18 protein-coding genes and 2 pseudogenes are annotated in these 18817 nt (G+C 68.7%); 12 read left to right on the top strand and 8 right to left on the bottom strand.

The annotated features are described in order from the left end of the window. Positions 1-16 precede the first annotated feature (16 nt). Together P1L40_RS10575 and P1L40_RS10570 are read right to left on the bottom strand one after the other, a co-directional pair. Positions 17-685 carry an MBL fold metallo-hydrolase gene (locus P1L40_RS10575; protein ID WP_284006877.1) on the bottom strand — a complete coding sequence of 223 codons (669 nt, stop codon included), beginning with the start codon at positions 683-685 and terminating at the stop codon, positions 17-19. After that, positions 682-1665 (bottom strand): agmatinase family protein, encoded by a 984-nt coding sequence (locus P1L40_RS10570; RefSeq protein ID WP_284006875.1) that lies wholly within the window; start codon positions 1663-1665, stop codon positions 682-684. Before P1L40_RS10570 ends, P1L40_RS10575 begins: the two co-directional genes overlap by 4 nt. A gap of 400 nt (positions 1666-2065) precedes the next feature. Between P1L40_RS10570 and hisI the strand changes: the two genes are divergently transcribed. Next, positions 2066-2428, top strand: coding sequence for a phosphoribosyl-AMP cyclohydrolase (hisI, locus tag P1L40_RS10565; protein ID WP_284006873.1), 363 nt, complete (start codon positions 2066-2068; stop codon positions 2426-2428). Continuing rightward, complete coding sequence (locus P1L40_RS10560) at positions 2428-3552, top strand: DUF7118 family protein (RefSeq protein WP_284006871.1); 1125 nt, start codon at positions 2428-2430, stop codon at positions 3550-3552. The genes hisI and P1L40_RS10560 overlap by 1 nt, the downstream gene beginning before the upstream one ends. A 25-nt stretch (positions 3553-3577) precedes the next feature. Here P1L40_RS10560 and glmM read toward each other — a convergent pair whose 3' ends face one another. Continuing rightward, entirely contained in the window at positions 3578-4930 is a 1353-nt protein-coding gene (glmM, locus tag P1L40_RS10555; RefSeq protein WP_284006870.1) for a phosphoglucosamine mutase, read from the bottom strand. A gap of 103 nt (positions 4931-5033) precedes the next feature. Here glmM and pyrE point away from each other — a divergent pair, with 103 nt between their 5' ends. The 3 genes from pyrE (at position 5034) to P1L40_RS10540 (ending at position 7425) form a co-directional block, all read left to right on the top strand. After that, positions 5034-5573, top strand: coding sequence for an orotate phosphoribosyltransferase (gene pyrE / locus P1L40_RS10550; RefSeq protein ID WP_284006869.1), 540 nt, complete (start codon positions 5034-5036; stop codon positions 5571-5573). A 93-nt stretch (positions 5574-5666) separates the two neighbouring features. Further along, a complete protein-coding gene (locus tag P1L40_RS10545) occupies positions 5667-7100 on the top strand; it encodes an NCS2 family permease (RefSeq protein ID WP_284006868.1) in 1434 nt (477 codons plus the stop codon). A 67-nt stretch (positions 7101-7167) separates the two neighbouring features. Next, positions 7168-7425, top strand: a complete 258-nt coding sequence (locus P1L40_RS10540) for a glutathione S-transferase N-terminal domain-containing protein (RefSeq protein WP_284006866.1) — start codon at positions 7168-7170, stop codon at positions 7423-7425. A gap of 228 nt (positions 7426-7653) precedes the next feature. Here P1L40_RS10540 and P1L40_RS10535 read toward each other — a convergent pair whose 3' ends face one another. Next, on the bottom strand, positions 7654-8622 hold the full coding sequence (locus tag P1L40_RS10535; RefSeq protein ID WP_284006864.1) for a transcriptional regulator: 969 nt from the start codon (positions 8620-8622) through the stop codon (positions 7654-7656). Between the two features lie 114 nt (positions 8623-8736). On the opposite strand from P1L40_RS10535, the pseudogene P1L40_RS10530 reads away from it, so the two are divergent. The 3 genes and pseudogenes from P1L40_RS10530 (at position 8737) to P1L40_RS10520 (ending at position 10562) form a co-directional block, all read left to right on the top strand. After that, positions 8737-10003: pseudogene (locus P1L40_RS10530) on the top strand (TiaS agmantine-binding domain-containing protein). 86 nt (positions 10004-10089) lie between these two features. Further along, positions 10090-10299 (top strand): hypothetical protein, encoded by a 210-nt coding sequence (locus P1L40_RS10525; protein ID WP_284006863.1) that lies wholly within the window; start codon positions 10090-10092, stop codon positions 10297-10299. A 59-nt stretch (positions 10300-10358) separates the two neighbouring features. Then, a complete protein-coding gene (locus P1L40_RS10520; protein WP_284006862.1) occupies positions 10359-10562 on the top strand; it encodes a hypothetical protein in 204 nt (67 codons plus the stop codon). Here the strand turns inward: P1L40_RS10520 and P1L40_RS10515 are convergent. Next, a pseudogene (locus P1L40_RS10515) lies at positions 10563-11620 on the bottom strand (pyridoxal-phosphate dependent enzyme). A gap of 83 nt (positions 11621-11703) precedes the next feature. On the opposite strand from P1L40_RS10515, the gene P1L40_RS10510 reads away from it, so the two are divergent. After that, positions 11704-12186, top strand: a complete 483-nt coding sequence (locus P1L40_RS10510) for a hypothetical protein (protein ID WP_284006860.1) — start codon at positions 11704-11706, stop codon at positions 12184-12186. A 239-nt stretch (positions 12187-12425) separates the two neighbouring features. Here P1L40_RS10510 and P1L40_RS10505 read toward each other — a convergent pair whose 3' ends face one another. After that, positions 12426-13382, bottom strand: a complete 957-nt coding sequence (locus tag P1L40_RS10505; RefSeq protein ID WP_284006858.1) for a succinylglutamate desuccinylase/aspartoacylase family protein — start codon at positions 13380-13382, stop codon at positions 12426-12428. A gap of 94 nt (positions 13383-13476) precedes the next feature. Between P1L40_RS10505 and P1L40_RS10500 the strand changes: the two genes are divergently transcribed. Together P1L40_RS10500 and P1L40_RS10495 are read left to right on the top strand one after the other, a co-directional pair. Next, a complete protein-coding gene (locus tag P1L40_RS10500) occupies positions 13477-13740 on the top strand; it encodes a DUF7536 family protein (RefSeq protein ID WP_379774175.1) in 264 nt (87 codons plus the stop codon). A gap of 65 nt (positions 13741-13805) precedes the next feature. After that, positions 13806-14177 (top strand): hypothetical protein, encoded by a 372-nt coding sequence (locus P1L40_RS10495; RefSeq protein WP_284006857.1) that lies wholly within the window; start codon positions 13806-13808, stop codon positions 14175-14177. Here P1L40_RS10495 and P1L40_RS10490 read toward each other — a convergent pair. Further along, on the bottom strand, positions 14174-15394 hold the full coding sequence (locus P1L40_RS10490) for a potassium channel family protein (protein WP_284006855.1): 1221 nt from the start codon (positions 15392-15394) through the stop codon (positions 14174-14176). The genes P1L40_RS10495 and P1L40_RS10490 overlap by 4 nt on opposite strands. Positions 15395-15641: 247 nt before the next feature. On the opposite strand from P1L40_RS10490, the gene citZ reads away from it, so the two are divergent. Further along, positions 15642-16787 carry a citrate synthase gene (gene citZ, locus P1L40_RS10485; RefSeq protein WP_284006853.1) on the top strand — a complete coding sequence of 382 codons (1146 nt, stop codon included), beginning with the start codon at positions 15642-15644 and terminating at the stop codon, positions 16785-16787. Positions 16788-17087: 300 nt separating this feature from the next. On the opposite strand, the gene P1L40_RS10480 is transcribed toward citZ, so the two are convergent. Continuing rightward, entirely contained in the window at positions 17088-18722 is a 1635-nt protein-coding gene (locus P1L40_RS10480; protein WP_284006851.1) for a potassium channel family protein, read from the bottom strand. Positions 18723-18817 lie beyond the last annotated feature (95 nt).

The raw sequence follows: 18817 nt of genomic DNA, 5'->3' as shown, positions 1-18817 counted from the left end.
CACCGCCGACTCGGGGTCAGTCGGGATCGCTCCAGGTACCCTTGTTCGGGAACTCCAGAAACCGGTCGAGTTTCCGTCTCGCGTCCGTGAAGACCGAGGAGCCGTGAAACACCAGTCCGGCATCGAACTCGTAGGTCTGGAGGCGTTCGAGGTTCCGTTCGGCCGTCGCGAGATCGTCGGAGTAGACGGCCTCGACCAGAAGGAAGTACCCCGCGGGTAGCCCACGCCAGTCGGCGCCGATCATCGCGTCACCCATCACGACGAGGTCGTGGTCGGACGCGACCAGCGCGTAGTTGTCGGCAGTGTGCCCGGGAACGTGGACGGCAGTGAACGGCCCGACCGTCGTCTCGTGGTCGTAGCGGTGGTCGGGAGAGTGCTCCGTCGACAGCGTCGACTCCTGGGGAACCCACGTCGTCGGGTCGTAGCTGTCGACGACCGCGTCGAACCCCCCGACGTGGTCGTGGTCGGCGTGGGTGAGCACCACCCGTTCGGGCACGATATCGAGGGTCTCGATGCGGTCGAGGAGCGTCCCCGCGTTCGCTGCCGGGCCGCAGTCGACGAGCGTCGGCCGGTCCCAATCGAACAGGAACGCCCGGTATCTGGCCGGGTCGCGGGTCAGCGTGAGGTCGTACACGTCCGGGCGGATCTCGGTGATCGGGTCGTCCGTGTCGGGTCGATCCGTCACGGGAAGCGCCGTTCGAGAAAGCGTGCGACGGCCATGACCGCGAGCATCTGGGTCGAGTCGGTCGGATCGAGTCGGGGCGCGACCTCCATGAGGTCCATCGCACCGATATCCCGACACCGGCCCAACCGATCCATCGCGGCCAGCAGTTGAGCGCTGGTGAGCCCGCCCGGTTCCGGGGTCCCCGTCCCGGGGGCGAACGACGGATCGACGGCGTCGATGTCGACCGTCAGGTAGACGTGGTCGGTCCCGTCGGTCGCGTGCTCGATGGCCTCCTCGACACACGTCTCGATCCCCTTCTCGCGAACGTCGCGGGCGTAGTTGACCTGAATCCCGTTCGACTCGACGAGGTCGGGGAACCCGGACCGCTCGTAGGCCCGAATCCCGATCATCGCGTGGTTCTCGTAGCCGCCCTGTTCGAGGTCGTCGATCCGCGCCATCGGCGAGCCGTGCCAGTGTTTTCCGTACAGGTCTCCGTCGTCGGCCGTGTCCGAGTGCGCGTCGAGGTGGACGAGCCCAACGTCGCCCTCGACGCTCCCGGCGTAGCCGGCGAAGGCCGGATACGTGATGTAGTGGTCGCCCCCGAGGACGAGCGGAAAGGCGCGTTCGGCGACAGCGCCCACGTAGGCGGCGACCTGATCCCGTGTCCGCTCGGCGTCGTTGGGGGCGACCGGGGCGTCCCCGCAGTCGTAGACGCCGAGGGCGCGCTGGTCGACGTGGCGGCCGGTGTCGGCGTTGTAGGCCCGCCCGTTCTCGTCGCCGAACTGCGCGATCCACTCGCTGGCCGCGCGGAGCGCCCTGGGGCCGTATCGGGTGCCGGGCCGCCGGGAGACGGAGCCGTCAAACGGGACGCCGACAGCGCCGACCCGGGCGTCGGCTGGGAGCCCCTCGGGGTCGACGACATCGGCGCCGAGGAACGTCTGGATACCGGCGAACGCGGTCTCGGGGAGGCGGCTCGTCGGTTCCGTGATGTCGTTCGTCATTGGTGCGTGGTGAACTGGCGTGGCTGGCGGGCGGTGCCTGGAGCGGGGGTCGGGTTCGGCCACTTCGGGGGAGAATCCCCGGCGGCCGATCCGCCGACGGGAGCGAGTCGCGCATCGATGCGGTCCGTGGCAGTGCTATCTCGTCTCATACATCGACGTTCCCACCGTGGTACATAAGATGTGTCCAGGTATTGTGGGAGTGAATTAAAGATATAATATCACGTTCCCGGTCGGTCATGCCGATACAAGTGCGTTCGTCGTCCCGAGGCCGGTCCGGACCACTCGACGAGTCGGCAGTCGGCCCCGACGGAATCGACGACCAGGGCGGTTGGCGGCGACGGGAACCGTGTGCCTCGCGTGTGACACAAGACCTATCTTGCAGACAGGCTTCCGCCAGAGTATGACAGCCGTCGACCTCGCGTTCGACGAGCAGGAGTACCTCCCGGCGGTCGCCCAGGACGCCGAGACGGGCGAGGTCCTCATGCTCGCGTACGTCACCGAGGAAGCGCTCGACCGGACCCGGGAGACGGGCTACGCGCACTACTACTCGCGCAGCCGCGACGAACTCTGGAAGAAGGGGGGGACGAGCGGCCACACCCAGGCGATCGAGGAGGTCCGTGTCGACTGTGACGGCGACGCGGTGCTGTACGTCGTCGACCAGGCTGGCGGGGCCTGTCACACGGGCTACGAGTCCTGTTTCTACCGGACCGTCGACGGCGAGGAGGTCGGCCAACAGGTGTTCGACCCGGACGAAGTCTACTGATGTCCGACGCCGTCGACCGCCTGGAGCAGGCCGAACGCGAGCGCGAGCAGGCACGGGAGCGAGTCGAGGAAGTCGGCGCCGACCGGCTCCGGACCTGCCGGGACGCCTACCGGGAGCTGACGCGCCTGCTCGACGACTACGACGGTCGGGCGACCGGGAGCGGGGACTTCCAGGCCTACACCCAGTTCGAGGGGGCCGTGGCGACCGTGGTGGGGAACCTCGACGAGGACGTGCCCGAGTACGACACCTTCGAGGCCGTCGACGACCACCTCCAGCAGCGCCGGCTCTCGGAGAGCGACTTCGAGCGGGCCCGGGAGATGCTGGCGCCGGTGGCCGATCTCGTCGGCCGACTGGACGACCTGGAAGCGGCCCGGGAAGCGTACGTTCAGGCCCGGCGGGACGCCCGGCGGCGAATCGGAACGCTGGACGACCGGGTCGCGGAGCTGGAACGGCTCGAACGGCTGGGCGACGCCGATCTGGACGCGCCGGTCGAACGGCTCCGGGAGCCCATCGACGCGTACGACGAGGCCGTCCGCGAGGCGTTCGGGGCGTTCCGGGGCGACGCGTCGGCGCGGGACCTCCTCGACCTGATCGAACGGGCCGGCGCCTTCCCCCTGGTCGAGTTCCGCTCGCCGCCCGCGGAGCTGCTGACCTACGTCCACGACCACGAGGCCGGGACCGAGCCGCTGCCGACGCTACTGGAGTACGCCGACTACTCCGGGTCGAAACTGGACCACTACGTCGAGGATCCGGCGGCGCTGCGCTCGGCCGTCGCGACCCGGCGAACCTACCTCCGGGACATCGACGCCGAGCCGCTCACCGTCGGCTGGCCGCCGCCCCCGGCCGCGGAACTCCCGTGGCTGTGCGGGGAGTACCGCTCCGTCGTCGCCGGGTTCGCCGACGAGTCGGTCGTCGCCCGACTGCGCGAGGTCCGGGCGCTGGCCCGCCGCGAGGAGTACGAGCGACTCCGCGAGAGCGCGCTGGCTCGCTCGGAACTCACCGACGAGGAGCGCGAGCGGGTCGCGAGCGGCGCCGTCGAGCGTGATCTGGCGGCCGCTCGGGAGGAACGGGCGGCCATCGAGGAGGCGCTGTCGACCCACGGCGAACTGGGCGACCCGCCCTGAGGACTGTCGGCCGCCGTGGCGTGACTTACTCGGCGGCCGCGACCATCGCTTCCGCCAGTTCCGTCGCCCGGTCGAGGCTGCGGGCTTCTGCGTAGACGCGGACGACCGGTTCGGTGCCCGACGGCCGGGCGAGTACCCAGGCGTCGTCGTAGTTCAGCCGCCAGCCGTCGGTCCGGTCGACGGCGGCGTCGGTCTCCTGTGCGTAGCCCTCGACGCCGGCGAGCATCGCTTCGCGTTCGTCGTCGTCGTCGTACCGGAGGTTCCGCCGGACGTTCGCGTAGTCGTCGAACGGCGCGACGAGTTCGCTGACCGGGGTCTCGGCGGCGAGTTCACAGAAGCGTGCCGCGGTGTAGGCGCCGTCCCGGGCCACCCGATACGCCGGGAAGATGATGCCGCCGTTGCCCTCGCCGGCGACGGCGACGCGGGTCCCCGCGGCCTGGAGGTCGGCGATGCGACTGACGATGTACGTCGAACCGATCGGAGTCAAGGAGAGTTCCGCGCCGGCGTCCTCGGCGACATCGACGAGTCGCTGTGAGGCGTTGACCGCCGAGACGACCGCGTCGTCGGCGTCGAGTTCGGCGGCCGAAAGCGCCGCCAGTGCGGCGTCGCCCTCGACGTGGTCGCCGTGCTCGTCGACGAAGATTGCCCGGTCGCCGTCGCCGTCGTGGGCAATTCCCAGGTCCGCGTCGGTGGCCCGGACGTACGCCCGCAGGTCGGCGAGGTTGGCCGCGACGGGCTCGGGATCCCGACCCGGGAAGTGGCCGTCGGGCTGGGCGTTGATCGTGTGGACCGTACAGCCCAGTTCCCGGAAGAGGTCGGGGCTGGTGAGCGAGCCCGCGCCGTGGCCGGGGTCGATCACGACCGTCAGGTCCGCGGCGGCGATGCGCTCGCGGTCGACGGCATCGCGGAGTTGATCCCGATAGCTCTCGCGGGCGGTCTCGATACATCGATCGGTGCCGACCCGGTCCCACCCGGCCAGTTCCGGGTCGTCGGCCTCGACGGCGGCCGCGATGTCGTCGAGCGTCTCTCGGCGGAGTTCGACGCCGTCGGCGCCGATCAGTTTGACGCCGTTGTACGCCGGGGGGTTGTGGCTGGCGGTGATCATCACGCCGGGGACGCCCTCGCGCTCACAGTAGGCCTGGAGCCCGGGCGTCGGGACGACCCCGAGGCGGTCGACGGCGAAGCCGAGTGCGGTCAGGCCGCTCGTCGCGGCGTTGGCGAACGTCCGCCCGGTGGTCCGCGTGTCACGCCCGATGGCGACGCGGTCGTACTCGTCGGTCCAGACGCTTCCCGCGGCCTGTGCGATGCGGACGACGTACCGCGGCGTCAGTCCCTCGCCAGCGACATCCCGGACGCCACTCGACCCGAACACTTGCATTCGAACGGGAGTGTGTCACCGAGTGGCTTAGGAATGTCGACGTTACTCGGCGTCGGCCAGGGGATTCCAACAACCCTTAGCCCCCTGCCAGCAGAGAGCCTGTATGCCCAACCAGGAACTCATCGACGCGCTCCGGGACGCGGACGCCGTGAAATACGGCGAGTTCGAGCTTTCACACGGCGGTACCTCGAACTACTACGTCGACAAGTACGTCTTCGAGACCGACCCCCGCTGTCTGGAACTGATCGCCGCGGCCTTCGCCGAGCGACTCGACGGGACGAAACTGGCCGGCGTCGCCCTGGGCGGCGTCCCGATGGTCGCCGTCACCAGCGTCGAGACCGGCCTCCCCTACGTCATCGCCCGCAAACAGGCAAAAGAGTACGGCACGGGCAACCGCATCGAGGGCGAACTCGAAGCGGGCGAGGAGGTCGTCGTCATCGAGGACATCGCCACGACCGGCCAGAGCGCCGTCGACGCCGCACAGGCGCTGCGGGAGGCCGGCGCCGTCGTCGAACGGGTCCTGGTCGTCGTCGACCGCGAGGAGGGCGCCCGGGAGAACCTGGCCGACCACGACCTGCACCTGGAGTCGCTCGTGACCGCGTCGGACCTGCTGGCGGACGCCCCCGCAGAGAGCGACGGCTGACCGCCCGACCGGCGCCGTCCGATCTCTCGGCGGGACTACCAATTTTGGCCGTTCTCGCCACGCTTATGCCCGTCTGTATAGAGACAGGCACCAATGGGTACGCTGGAGCAGTTGTTCGAACTCGACGCACACGACACCACCGTCCGGACCGAGTTGGTCGCGGGGTTGACGACGTTCCTGACGATGAGCTATATCGTCGTCCTCAACCCGGCGATCCTCACGGCCTTCCCGGACAACGGGACACCCGGTGGCATCGCCATCGACGGGTACAGCCCGCCGGAAGTACTGCAGATGCTCGCGGTCGTCACCATCCTCTCGTCGGTCGTGGCGATGCTGGTGATGGCCTTCTACGCGAACAGACCGTTCGGCCTGGCGCCCGGGCTGGGCCTGAACGCCTTCTTCTCGATCACCGTCGTCGGCGTGCTGGGCGTCCCCTGGCAGACGGCACTCGCCGCAATCGTCGTCGAGGGGATCATCTTCATCATCCTCACGGCGGTCGGAGCCAGAGAGTACATCATCAAACTGTTCCCCGAGCCGGTGAAGTTCGCCGTCGGGGCGGGGATCGGCCTCTTTCTGGCGGTTATCGGTCTGCAGGCCATGGGGATTGTCGTCGACGACCCGGCGACGCTGGTCGGCCTGGGGAGCATCGCCAGCGACCCCGTGGCGATCCTCTCGGTCGTCGGTCTCTTCCTGACGTTCGTCCTCTACGCGGCTGGCTTCCGCGGCGCGATCATCGCCGGCATCGTCCTGACGACGGTCGCCGGCGCCGTCGCGACCTTCCTCGGGCTGGCCGAACCGGGCGTGCTCGCGACCGAAGCCGTCCGGAACGGCGGGTTCGACGCCGCACAGCTCTCCTCGGCACAGTACGACATCACGCCGCTGGCGGGCGCGTTCATCGCCGGCCTCCAGAACGTCGAGGCCTTCGCTTTCGCGCTGATCGTGTTCACGTTCTTCTTCGTGGACTTCTTCGACACCGCCGGGACGCTCGTCGGGGTCGGGCAGGCCGGCGGCTTCCTCGACGAGAACGGTGACTTCCCGGACATCGACAAGCCGCTGATGGCCGACGCGGTCGGGACCACCGTCGGCGGAATGCTGGGCACCTCGACGGTGACGACGTTCATCGAGTCCGCGACCGGTGTCGAGGAGGGCGGCCGGACCGGCCTCACGGCCCTCGTCGTCGCCGGCCTGTTCATGGCCTCGCTCGTCGTCGTGCCGCTGGCGACGGCGATCCCCCTCTATGCCTCCCACATCGCGCTGGTCGTCGTCGCCGTGTTGATGATGCGCAACGTCGTCGACATCCAGTGGGACGACTTCTCGCACGCGGTGCCGGCCGGCCTGACGATCATGGTGATGCCGTTCACCTACTCGATCGCCTACGGTATCGCCGCCGGCATCGTCTCCTACCCCGTCGTCAAGACCGCCCAGGGCGAGTTCGACGACGTGTTGATCGGCCAGTGGGTGCTGGCACTCGCGTTCGTGCTCTACTTCGTCGTCCGGACCGGCGGCGTCCTCGCGAGCGCGGTCTGACGGCCCTGCGCGCGCCGGACACACCACCGGTGTCCTCTTGTCGCTGGCGGCCATACCGACGGCCGCAATGGCCAACCTCGAACTCTACGAACTGGAGGGCTGTCCGTACTGCGCGAAGGTAATCACGAAGCTCGACGAACTCGGCCTGGAGTACGAGTCCCACATGGTCCCGCGCTCACACGGCGACCGCACCGAAGTGAAGGAGGTCTCGGGCCAGACCGGCGTCCCGGTGCTGGTCGACCCGGACAACGGCGTCGAGGGGATGCCCGAGTCCGACGACATCGTCGAGTACCTCGAAGAGACCTACGGCAGCGGCGCAGCGTAACGCCGCGAGCGGAGCACGCGGCTTTTTGCGGTCGTCGATGCGGTGGCCGGGAGCGAGTGCTGCGACGGTAGTCGCAGCCGAGCGACCTGGGGACGGGCAGGGCGGTACCGAAAGCGTACCGCGAGCATAGCGAGCGGTTTCACCGAGCGTGAGCGAAGCGAACGCTCGGCAGTTTTTCCCCACGTTTTTGCAAGCGGGGTTCGCGGAGCGAACCCCGCAGTAAAGTGGCTAGGCAGTCTCCTCGTGGTCCTCGCCCCGTTCCATGATGAGATCGCGCAGGTCGACGGCGTCCTCGATCTCCTCCATCTCTGCCTCCTCGATGATGGCGGTGCCCTCGACGGACTCGCGTTCGAGTTCGTCGACGACGTACACCGACCGCGTCCGGGTGACCTCGCCGACGGAAGACATGATCCGTGCGCGCTTCTGTGCGGTCTCGGTGAACGGCGAGTGGCCGGTCAGGACCTGCTCGCGGCGGCGGCCGTTCTCGTTGACCGCCGTAAACGGTGCCCGGTCGGTGGGGTGGACCTCGAAGCCGATCCGGGTGAAGACGGTGACGATGGGTTCGTCCTCGGGGTCCGCGTCAGGGTCCTCGGGGGTCGGTTCGTCGTCTCGGACCTCCTCGGCGCCGTCGAGGACGCTCACCGGCGCTGTCAGCGGCGCGTCGAAGAGGTCTTCGAGTTCGGCGGCCACCTCGACGGAGGCGTCCATGCCGTCCTCGTACTTCGAGACGGTGCGCCGGGAGACGCCCAGTTCCGAGGCCAGGCGTCCCAGCGACCACTCCTTGTCCTCGCGGGCGTCCGCGAGCACTTCCGAGTCGATGTTGACGTAGAGGCCGCCCGGCGCCGCGTAGATGAGCGGCGGGACCTCCTCGAGGAACAGGTCCATGGCGGTGTCGGGCGATAGGACCGGGACGCCGTGCCGGAAGTAGACGACGCCGGGTTTCAGCTCCTCGTCACGGGTCCGTAACCCGACGACGATGGGCGTCGCGTTCAGATAGGTCCCCAGGCGGCGCATCTCCGCGCCGGTGACGCCGTCGAAGGCGTCGATGTTGCCCAGGATCTTTACCAGCAGCACGTCCTCGCCGCGCCGGGCCGCGATGTCGAAGCTCTTGGGTCTGATCGCACAGCGGTCGCTGACGAGAAACCCCGCGTCCTCCAGCATCGCCGTGACGTTACCGACCAGTGCCGACCGTGACATACTCCTCCGTACCTCTACCGAAGGTAACCAATCGTCGTATATATGATTTGTGGCGGTACCCGCGGGGATTCGCACGACGAAAGGGGTTTGGGCACCACCGGCCAACGACAGAGCGTGACAATCGTCGGCCTCGACGACACCGACTCCCGGGAAGGCGGGATGTGTACGACCTACGCCGCCAGGCAGTTGGCCGACGACATCCGCGCGGCCGGCGGGCGCGTCGAACGGCTGCTGTTGGTCCGGCTGAACCCGGCCGTCGAACACAAGACCCGCGGGAACGCGGCGCTGGCGGTCCACACCGACATCGACGCCGATCGGGCCGTCAGCCTGGCCGAGTCGACGCTCGACCTGGCCGAGACCGACGACCCGCGGACGAACCCCGGCGCGCTCGTCGCCGACTGCGCCCCAGCGGCGGTTCCGTCGGCGGTCGCCGACTTCACGACGGACGCGATCCGAGCGATCCAGGACCGAGCGACGGCGACGACGCTTGCCGATCACGCCGGCTTCGCCCGTCTGGAGCGGGGAAACGGCCGCGGGCTGATCGGCGCGCTGGCGGCCGTCGGCGCGTGGTCGGCCCTGGAAGAGTGGACCCACGAACACATCGCCTACCGCGAGCGCGAGCGGTGGGGGACGGATCGTGAGGTGGACACCGAGAGCGTGTTCGCTGCCGCCGAGGCCCACTATCCGGCAGTCTGGGACACCGTCGACCGGGAGTCGAACTACCCGGTCTGTGTCCCACGGACGCCGTGTCCGGTGTTGTACGGCATCCGCGGTGACGATCCCGAGGCCTGTCGGGCCGTCGCCGACGCCATCGAGAGCGAACCGATCGCCCAGCGGGCGACGTTGCTGACGAACCAGGGAACCGACGTACACCTCCGGGACGCCTCGCTGTCGGCGGTCGAGGACGACAGGGCGTACCGGGTCGCCGGCGAGGTGGTCGACCCACCGGAGACCCGGGCCGGCGGGCACGTCTTCCTGACGCTCGCCGGCGACGGGGCGACCCTCCAGTGTGCGGCCTTCGAGCCGACCAAGCAGTTCCGTGATCGGGTTCGGAGCCTCCGGGTGGGCGACCGGGTGACCGTCTGTGGGGAGGTCAGCGACGGCACGCTCAAACTGGAGAAGTTCCGGGTCGACGAACTGGTCGAGACCGAACGGGTGACCCCGGACTGCGCCGAGTGTGGGCGGTCGATGGCGTCGGCCGGCCGTGACCAGGGGTATCGCTGTCGTGACTGCGGGACCAGCGCCGACGGGAAGGTCGAGCGAGCGATCGAGCGAGCGATCGACCCGGGGCTGGTACGAGGTCCCGCCGGTGGCGCGGCGACACGTCGCGAAGCCGCTGATCCGGGGCGGGTTCGACGGCCCGGTCCATCCCGAGCGGTAACGCGACGACCAGAAGCCGCGTGGAGCGCCCGAGCGGGGTCGGAGTAGGCGCCAGATAACAATGGATACGCAGCGACTAGCGGGGACATGAGCACCGAACACGTACGGGACGACGCGAGGGACCGACTTCCACAGGACGAGTTCAGCGACACCGTGCTGGTCGCCGAACTGGAACCGTCCGCCCGGGGCGGCGAGCGGGCGATCCTCTACCCGAACGACCGCTCCGGCACCGAGATGGCGACCCGCTGGCTCGCCGCGTCGGTGGACCTCCTGATCCCCGTCGAGGCGGTTCGGTGATCCCTTCCGTCCACCTAGTTAGTCGGTAACAATAGCGACAGTGCCCGACTGCGTCCAGCATGGGAACGGAACACGTCTCACAGACGGGCGGAACTCCCTCGCCCGATCCCGACGAGGGGGTGTATCCCGCGGTCGTCAGAACCAGATCGGACGGGGACGAGCGGTACATCTGTTACGCCGGGGATACAGACGCGGCCGACGCCGACGCCGAGTGGTTCTCGGTCGACGCCGCCGTCCCCGTCTCCTTGCTCCTGTGGCGTTGATCAGGCGTTGCGGCCGGTCAGCGCGACCACTACGTCGTCCGCCGGGGTGAGGACACCCCGCTCCCTGAACTGTTCCAGCGCCGCCGTCGCCGTCGCACAGGTCGGTTCGACGTGGAACCCCGCGGCGGCCAACCGCTCGTGTGCGGCCCGGGTCGCCGGTTCGTCGACGGCGACGGCGTCCCCGTCGGTGGCCTCGATGGCCGCCCGGAGCTGGTCGGCGCGGGCCGGCTCCCGGATCTGGATGCCGTCGGCCAGGTCGTTGTGCCCTCCGCTGTCGCCGTGACGGGCGTCGGCGATGGGGCTGGCACCGGCCGCCTGGGCGCCGAGCAGTCGCGGTACGTCGTCGGTCCAGCCGGCCCGTTCAAGCGCCCGGAACCCCCGGTAGGCCCCCAGGAACAGCGTCCCGTGGCCCAGCGGCGTGACGACGGCGTCGGGGACCGACCAGTCGCGCTGGGCGGCCAGTTCGTAGGCGATCGTCGCGGTCCCGGCGAAGAAGGCGGGATTCCAGGCGTGGCTGGCGTAGTAGCCCTCGCCGGCCTCGACGGCGGCGATACAGGCGTCGGTGACCGCTTGCCGGTCGCCCTCGACGGGGACGACCTCGGCGTCCGTGCGTTCGATCCGGCGGCGTTTCCCCGCTTTCGCGTCGGCCGGGACGTAGATCTCGGCGTCGATGCCGGCGCGAGCGGCGTAGCTCGCGACCGCCAGCCGGCGTTGCCCGAGGAGTCCTCCAGCACGCGGTCGGCGCCGACCGCCTGCGCTTCGGCGATCACCGCCGCCGCGCCGCGATCCTTGAAGCTCCCGGTCGGGTGCAGCGACTCCAGTTTGACCGTCACGTCCCACTCGGGCGCGTCGACGAGCGGGGTCCACCCCTCCCCGAGTGTCACCCGCTCGTCCATCGGCAGGAACGCGTCGAACGCCCAGATGCCCGCCGCGCGGTCGAACGCGGGCGGTTCGCCGTCGGGCACCGGCAGGTCGGTGTAGTCCAGTGCGTGGCCACAGTCACAGCGCCACGGCCGGTCGCGGGGATACTCGCGGCCGCAGGCCTCGCAGTGTCGCATGGGGGCACTGGGGCTGGGAGCCATCAAAAGGTGGTGGTCCAGTACGCAGAAGGTTTATTTCGACGGCGTCGGGTGGTCCGACAATGGTCTCCCGCAGAACCTACCTCCGCGGCGTCGGTACCGTAGCGGCGGCGCTATCCGCAGGCTGTTCCGAACGGCTCCCCGGTTCGGACGGCGACATTCTCGTCCAGAACTGGGACGAAGACACCCACGAGTTCACCGTCACGATGGACCGCGGGGAAGGCTACGACGTGACAACGGGGGCCGTCACCGTCGCCGGCGACGAGCAGGGCGAGATCGCCGACCTGCTCCCGAACTCGGACTGGCCGTACCCCTTCCTCCTGCACACCTCGGTCGACGGCGACCACGTGGCGACCACACACCACAAGTGGAACGACCAGATCGGGATCGTCTACCGCGCCGACGGGACCGTCCTCGCCAACGAAGTTCCGGAGGAGCACACCATCACGCCGTCCGCTCCGTACCGGACGGAAAACGGACCGAAACCGAGTAGCGAGGACCGCGAACGTGGAGAGCGACGCTCGCTAGAGCGAACCACAGCGTAGCGAGGGTCGAAGCCGAGCAACGGGACAGCGGTGCAGTGGCCGTGAGCGAGTGGCGCGACGGCAGTCGCGCCCGAGCGAAGACGGGGAAGGGCAGGGCTGTACCGGGAGCATACCGCGCCGCAGGCGCGGTTTCACGGGACCGAGCGAAGCGACGGTCCCGCCTTTTTCGCCCACGTTTTTCGAGGAGTGGTTCGCGCGCAGCGACTGCTGCGCGCGAACCCGACGATGAAAAAGGTGGGTTAGTAGGTATCGATGTCAGTCCCGACCGAGCAGACGTACTCGCCGGTCGCGACCTGCGGGAGGCGACGGGAACGCCAGAAGATGCCCGAGGAGTCGGCGGTGATCGTCTCCTTGACCTGGCCGAACACGTCGGTGATCTCGAACAGCGTCTCGCCGCGGGAGACCCGCTCGCCCAGGTCCGTCTGGAAGTCCACGAGACCGCCGGCGGGGGCGCCGTACTGCTCGAAGCCGCTGGCGCGGGTCTGTGGCGTGGGGCTGTAGTGGCCGTCGAGGAAGCCGTAGTAGGTGAGGACGTTGAAGACGCCGTCGACGCCTTTCCGGATCGACTCCTCGTCCCAGCCGACACAGCCGCCCAGTTCCGGGTCGATGGTCGGGACGCCCTCGTCGGGAGCCGCGCGGGCGAGTTGGCCGTCCGGCCCCTTCTGATCGAGGATGTGCCCACAGCCGAAGACCTTCGCCAGTTCGAGACACTCGCTGTGGAGGCGGTGGCGGGTGCCACACCGGACGCGACACTCCTCGATCATCCGCGAGGTCGAGCCCTGGTGGAGGTCCAGGACGAGGTCGGCACCGATGGCGGCGTCGAAGGTCGCGGCGGCGATGCGCTCGCTGGAGGTGCCCGTGTCGTCGCCGGGATAGGCCCGGTTCATCTTCGTGTCGTCGATGGGATTGCGGTGCTCGGCGACCTGGAAGGCGTGGTAGTTGACGATGCCACAGACGATGATCGTGCCGGCGATCTCCGAGGGGTCGAGCCGCGGGAGCACCCGCTGGATGACGCCGACGCCGTTGAGTTCGTCGCCGTCGCTCGCGGCCTGGATGTAGAGTGTCTTCCCGTCGGCGGCGCCGTTGACCACGGCGACGGGGAGTCCGACGGAACTCCCGTCGCGGGTCTCCCCCACCTCCAACCGTCCCGTGTCCCGCTCACCGGGGACGGCACTCGCCGTACCGAAACGTACCATTGTCCGACTCGTTCGGCCTGTGTGCCTTTACTGGTTCGGATTCCGGCCAACACGGACCGACGCCGTCTTGAGCCACGCGACCCTACCACCGGGCGTGTCAGAGAGCGAGCAACCCAGCGGCCGGGCCGCGATGGTGCAGGCGCTGAACGTCCCGCGGAACGCGAAACTCGGGTTCGGGTTCGCGCTCGTGGTGACCGGCCTCGTCTTCGCGACGTTCGTCCTGCCCGGGACCGGGCGGCCGGCGTATCTCTACCTCGCCCTGGCGTTCGTCCTGGCGATGTCGCTTGGCGGGCTGGCGACGGCCGTCCTGACGATCGGCTCGGCCGTTCGGCTGGCGCGGCGGGACAGGCCGGACTGAGCGGGGCCGGGCAGTCCGTGGAACACCCCCCGGGATTTAGGAGCCGGGAGCCGACACGGCCCGGTATGGACAGAGCCCTCCCCGCCGCGGCGCTCGTCGGTCTCGCGGCCGGTACCGTCGTCACACAGGTGCTCGACGCCGGCTGGTACCTCGCCCTCGGAACTGCCCCGCTGTACGCCGGGTGGAGCTACTTCGCGATCAGCTACCCGGCAGCGCTTTCCGCGAGCGTGTACTCGTTCGGCCGGCGCCGTGACAAACTCGGCTACGCGGCCGGCGTCTTCGGAATCAGTGTCACACCGCTGGCGATCGGTGACGCCGCCGGCAGCGGGACGGTCGCCTTCGCACCGGTCGTCGCCGCGTTCGGCATTCTTGGGTTCCTGTATACGCTGGGGGCGGTACTGGCCGTCGAACCCGGCGTGGTGACCGTCGAGCCTTAGCCGCCGGCCAGCGCGACGAACCGCTCGGCGCCCGAACGGGTCCCTTTCGCGATGACGACATCGCCGGCCTGCAGCGGCGTCTCCGGGCCCGGCGAGACGACCCAGTCGCCACCCTCGCGGCCGGTGCGGTCGCTCTGACTCCCCGGCCGACGGATCGCGATGATCCGCATGCCGGTGGCCGTCTTGATCTCCTGTTCGCCGATCGTGGCGCCCGCGAAGTCGCTCGATTCGGTGATCGTCGCCTGTGTGAGGATCTCGTCGGACTCCTGGACGGCCTCGGCGACGACCGGGTGCGTCGAGAGCCCGCGGAGGACGCCCTCGCTCATCTCCAGGGCGGCGTCGGAGATGACCTCCGTCGAGCGGGCCAGGTGGACCAGGCCGCGCAAGGAGACGGGGTCGTCGCTCTCGCCGGCCGCCCGGAGCACCCAGGCCTCGAACCGGGACTGGAGCGCGTCGACCTCGGCTTCGAGTTCGACGACCTCCTCGGCGACGGCCTCGCTGTCGAACAGCACTGCGCCGTAAGCCAGATCGACCGCCAGTTCCGCCATGTCTTTCATCAGGACGATCGACGTGACCGCCCGGTCGAGGTCCTGTGCGGCCCCCTCGGGCGGGTCCGGCGGTTCGTAGCGCTCGCCGGTGGCGTCCCGATACACCTCGCTGATACCGGACTCCGGCCCCCGGAACAACACGACATCGCCGGCTTGCAGCGCCGTCTCCCGGTCGGGGTTGAGCAGCCAGTCACCCTGGCGGCGGATCGCCAGTGCGCGGACGCCGGTCTCTGTCTCCAGGTTCAGCGCGCCCAGCGTCCGTCCGGCCAGCGGGGAGTCCGGCGCCACCGTCGCCCGCACGAGCGTCTCGAGGGCCTCGGGCAGCGCGGCCCGCATCGTCTCGGGCAGGCCGATGTCTTCGAGAACTACCTTCGCGATGTCGCCGGCGGCGTCGCTGATCTTCTCGGCGGCGCCGACCATCCCCAGGACCGGCGCCAGCGCCTCGGCGTCCTCCGTCGAGCGACAGGCCATCAGCAGGCTCATCCGCGCCCGCAACTGGAGTACGTCCATCTTCTCTTCGAGTTCCAGCACCTCCGCGGCGACATCGTCGCTACCCAACAGGACCGCCGAGTACGAGAGGTCGATGAGCAACTCCGCGGTGTCTTTCATCTCGGCCAGCACCGACTTGACGCTGACCGGTTCGTACTCGACCGACACTGTCGGGTCCATGCCCGGCGGTTCGACGCCACCGGGCAAAAGCGTTGACCACGGCCACAGCGGGTGAGTCATCGCCCACACACAGTGAGGCGGTGCGCCCGTCACTGTGGATGGTCGGACAGTTACCGGGCCGAAGAGTTGCAGTGTTCAATTTATAGCCGTCGTTGCTGGGCATTTCGCCATCGAAAACGTTTCGGCAATATTACATCGGCGGCCGGAAAGAAAATGTTTTTCCCGGCAGGTCGGGAACCCACAGCGTATGTCCGACGACCTCAAGAAGGGGCTCGAAGGTGTCCTCGTTTCCGAGTCCAGCCTCAGCATGATCGACGGCGACGCTGGCAGGCTGGTCTACCGCGGCTACACCATCGAGGACCTCGCGAACGGCGCCAGCTACGAAGAGGTGCTGTACCTGCTCTGGCACGGCCACCTCCCGAACGCCGAGGAGCTCGCGACCTTCGAGGACGCGATGGCGGCGGAGCGGGAGGTCGACGACGACGTGCTCGAAACCGTTCGCCGGCTGGCCGAGGCCGACGAGAACCCGATGGCCGCGCTACGGACCGCGGTGTCGATGCTGTCCGGGTACGACCCTGCGCCCGAGGACGCAGAGCCCACCGACGAGGAGGTCAACCTCGCGAAAGGCCGCCGGATCACCGCGAAGATGCCCACCATCGTCGCGGCGTTTACCCGCATCCGGAACGGTGAAACGCCGGTCGAGCCCCGCGAGGACCTAGACCACGCCGCGAACTTCCTGTACATGCTCAACGGCGAGGAACCCGACGACGTGGCCGCGGATGTCTTCGACCAGGCGCTCGTCCTCCACGCCGACCACGGGATCAACGCTTCGACGTTCTCCGCGATGGTCACCGCCTCGACGCTGTCGGACATCCACAGCGCCGTCACCTCCGCGATCGGCACCCTGAAGGGCCCGCTGCACGGCGGCGCCAACCAGGATGTCATGGAGATGCTCAAAGAGGTCGACGACGCCGAGCAGAACCCGCTGGACTGGGTCACGAAGGCCCTGGACGAGGGCCGTCGCGTCTCCGGGTTCGGCCACCGCGTCTACAACGTCAAGGACCCCCGCGCGAAGATTCTGGGCGAGCGCTCGAAGGAACTGGGCGAGGCCGCCGGCTCGCTCAAGTGGTACGAGATGTCGACGACCATCGAGGACTACCTCATGGAGGAGAAGGGACTGGCCCCGAACGTCGACTTCTACTCGGCGTCGACGTACTACCAGATGGGTATCCCCATCGACATCTACACACCCATCTTCGCGATGTCCCGCGTCGGCGGCTGGGCGGCTCACGTCTTGGAGTACATCGAGGACAACCGCCTGATCCGGCCGCGCGCTCGCTACACCGGTCCCAAGCCTGAGGACACTGAGTTCGTCCCGATCGAGGAACGATAGGCGGCTTCGGTTCGCTGTTTTTCACGCGGTCGATAGTCTCTGCATCGGTATTCCGGAGGGGAACGAGGACACATCCGAGAGAGTCCCTCGGTGGTGCTGTGGCCGTGATCGAGTGGCGCGACGGCAGTCGCGCCGGAGCGAAGACGGGGAAAGGCAGGGCGACCCGAGAGCATCCGGCGGCGGAGCCGCCGGTTCACTCGGCCGAGTGCAACGAGGCCGAGCAGTTTTTCCCCGCGTTTTTGCAAGCGGGGGTGCCCGCAGCGAGCAGAGCGAGCGAGGACACCCCGCAGCAAAAAGTGGTTACCCGAACAGCTCCCGGAACCGCGTCACACCCTCGTCCGTGCCGGCGACGACGAGTTCGTCGCCCCGGCGGATGTCCACGTCCGGCCCCAGTTCGGTGAGCACGTCGCCGTTGCGCTCGACCGCGATGACGGTACAGCCGGTCCGCGAGCGGATGTCGGCCTCGCCCAGTGTCGTCCCCGCGAGGCCGTCGGCGGTGGTCCGAACGACCTCGACCTGCTGGTCCATCGAGATCACGTCTTCCTCCCGGAGGATCGTCGAAGCGAGCATCCGGCCGCTGACCGTCGCCAGCGAGAGGACGTAGTCCGCGCCGGCGCGATAGATCTTCTGGACGTTTTCGGTGCCCTCGGCGCGGGCGATGATCTCCACGTCGGGGTTCAGATCCCGGACCACGAGCGTCGCGAACTCGGTGTCGGTGTCCTTCGAGAGCGCGAGGATGACCGTCCGGGCCTCGTCGACGCCGACCCGCCGGAGGTCCTCGGGTTCGGTGGCGTCGCCGACCACGTCGACGTTGGCCTTCTCCTGGCGGTCGAGGATCGTGTACGGGACGCCGGCGGCCGTGAGTTCCCCACAGATCGTCTGGCCCACCTCGCCGTAGCCGACGACGACCGTCTCGCCGGTGCGGTACTGGCGGACGTTCGAGAGCGTCATGGTCTTGAGTTGCTCCAGTTGGGACTCGGTGCCCGAGACCAGCAGGACGGTGCTGCCGTCGAGTTCGGCGTCGGGCGAGGGCGGGCTCTGGAACTGGCCGCGGAACCACGCGCCGATGACGTTGACGCCGGTCCCCTCGCGGATGCCGCTGTCGGCCAGCGTCGTCCCGACGAGGTCGCTCCCGCGGTGGATCGGCAGTTCGGCGATGTCGAAGTCCTCGCCGAGTTCGATCGAGTCCCCCAGCGTCGCCGAGACGCCGGTGGTGACCTTCCCGGCGAGGCTCCGCCCGAGGATGCCACGCGGCGAGAGGACCACGTCGGCGCCGGCGAGTTCGTGGTAGCGCTCGCGGTCGGGTTCCTCGACGACGCTGATGGTCCGAACGTCCTCGTCGACTTCGCGGGCGGTGAGGACGATACTGGTGTTGACCTGGTCGGAGTCGTCGGCCACGAGCGCGCGGGCCGAGGAGAGCCGCGCGTGTTCCAGTCCCTCGACGGACTGGGGGTCGGCGTGGATGACGTTGTACCCCTCGTCGTAGAGGTCGTTGGCGGTCTCGCGGTCGGGTTCGACGACGACGTAGTCCACGTCCCAGGACTCCAGTTCCGTGACGAGCGTCTCGCCGCGGGGGGTGAACGTACAGATGACGATGTGGCCGCTGAGGTCGTCCTCGACGGTGGTCGGGGCGGTCGTCTCCATCGCCTCCTCGAACAGCGGGAAGAGGAGGACGGGCAACGCGAGGAAGATGAGGACGACGCCGGTGACATCCATCAGGATGACGAACACGCGCATCACGTCGGTGTCCCACGGCGCGTCGGAGCCGTAGCCGGTCGTCGTGAACGTCTCGACGACGACCTGCAGCGAGTGCAGGAACTCGCGAGGCCGGTTCTCGAAGACCGTCATGCCGTAATCGTAGGCGAAGGTGTAGGCCACTATGACACCGACCAGTCCCACGACGTACAACAGCGTCCGGCGTTGCCAGGTGTCCATCCACCCACTGTTACTGGACGGAGCCATACCAGTGTTGGTACCGACGGCCGACAGGACAGACAGTTATCATCTGTGACAGGTTGACAGTCAGACGC

Origin of the sequence: Haloarcula pelagica, assembly GCF_030127105.1 — an archaeon.
GTDB lineage: Archaea > Halobacteriota > Halobacteria > Halobacteriales > Haloarculaceae > Haloarcula > Haloarcula pelagica.
The sequence above is the reverse complement of the archived record's forward strand: the minus strand, read 5'-3'. Positions and strand labels throughout refer to the sequence as shown.

What these genes read in the sequence shown, in the direction of transcription:
- P1L40_RS10570 (WP_284006875.1), bottom strand. Translation starts at nt 1,665, where the DNA reads ATGACGAACGACATCACGGAACCGACGAGCCGCCTCCCCGAGACCGCG.
- hisI (WP_284006873.1), top strand. Translation starts at nt 2,066, where the DNA reads ATGACAGCCGTCGACCTCGCGTTCGACGAGCAGGAGTACCTCCCGGCG.
- P1L40_RS10560 (WP_284006871.1), top strand. Translation starts at nt 2,428, where the DNA reads ATGTCCGACGCCGTCGACCGCCTGGAGCAGGCCGAACGCGAGCGCGAG.
- glmM (WP_284006870.1), bottom strand. Translation starts at nt 4,930, where the DNA reads ATGCAAGTGTTCGGGTCGAGTGGCGTCCGGGATGTCGCTGGCGAGGGA.
- pyrE (WP_284006869.1), top strand. Translation starts at nt 5,034, where the DNA reads ATGCCCAACCAGGAACTCATCGACGCGCTCCGGGACGCGGACGCCGTG.
- P1L40_RS10545 (WP_284006868.1), top strand. Translation starts at nt 5,667, where the DNA reads ATGGGTACGCTGGAGCAGTTGTTCGAACTCGACGCACACGACACCACC.
- P1L40_RS10540 (WP_284006866.1), top strand. Translation starts at nt 7,168, where the DNA reads ATGGCCAACCTCGAACTCTACGAACTGGAGGGCTGTCCGTACTGCGCG.
- P1L40_RS10535 (WP_284006864.1), bottom strand. Translation starts at nt 8,622, where the DNA reads ATGTCACGGTCGGCACTGGTCGGTAACGTCACGGCGATGCTGGAGGAC.
- P1L40_RS10525 (WP_284006863.1), top strand. Translation starts at nt 10,090, where the DNA reads ATGAGCACCGAACACGTACGGGACGACGCGAGGGACCGACTTCCACAG.
- P1L40_RS10520 (WP_284006862.1), top strand. Translation starts at nt 10,359, where the DNA reads ATGGGAACGGAACACGTCTCACAGACGGGCGGAACTCCCTCGCCCGAT.
- P1L40_RS10510 (WP_284006860.1), top strand. Translation starts at nt 11,704, where the DNA reads ATGGTCTCCCGCAGAACCTACCTCCGCGGCGTCGGTACCGTAGCGGCG.
- P1L40_RS10505 (WP_284006858.1), bottom strand. Translation starts at nt 13,382, where the DNA reads ATGGTACGTTTCGGTACGGCGAGTGCCGTCCCCGGTGAGCGGGACACG.
- P1L40_RS10495 (WP_284006857.1), top strand. Translation starts at nt 13,806, where the DNA reads ATGGACAGAGCCCTCCCCGCCGCGGCGCTCGTCGGTCTCGCGGCCGGT.
- P1L40_RS10490 (WP_284006855.1), bottom strand. Translation starts at nt 15,394, where the DNA reads ATGGACCCGACAGTGTCGGTCGAGTACGAACCGGTCAGCGTCAAGTCG.
- citZ (WP_284006853.1), top strand. Translation starts at nt 15,642, where the DNA reads ATGTCCGACGACCTCAAGAAGGGGCTCGAAGGTGTCCTCGTTTCCGAG.
- P1L40_RS10480 (WP_284006851.1), bottom strand. Translation starts at nt 18,722, where the DNA reads ATGGACACCTGGCAACGCCGGACGCTGTTGTACGTCGTGGGACTGGTC.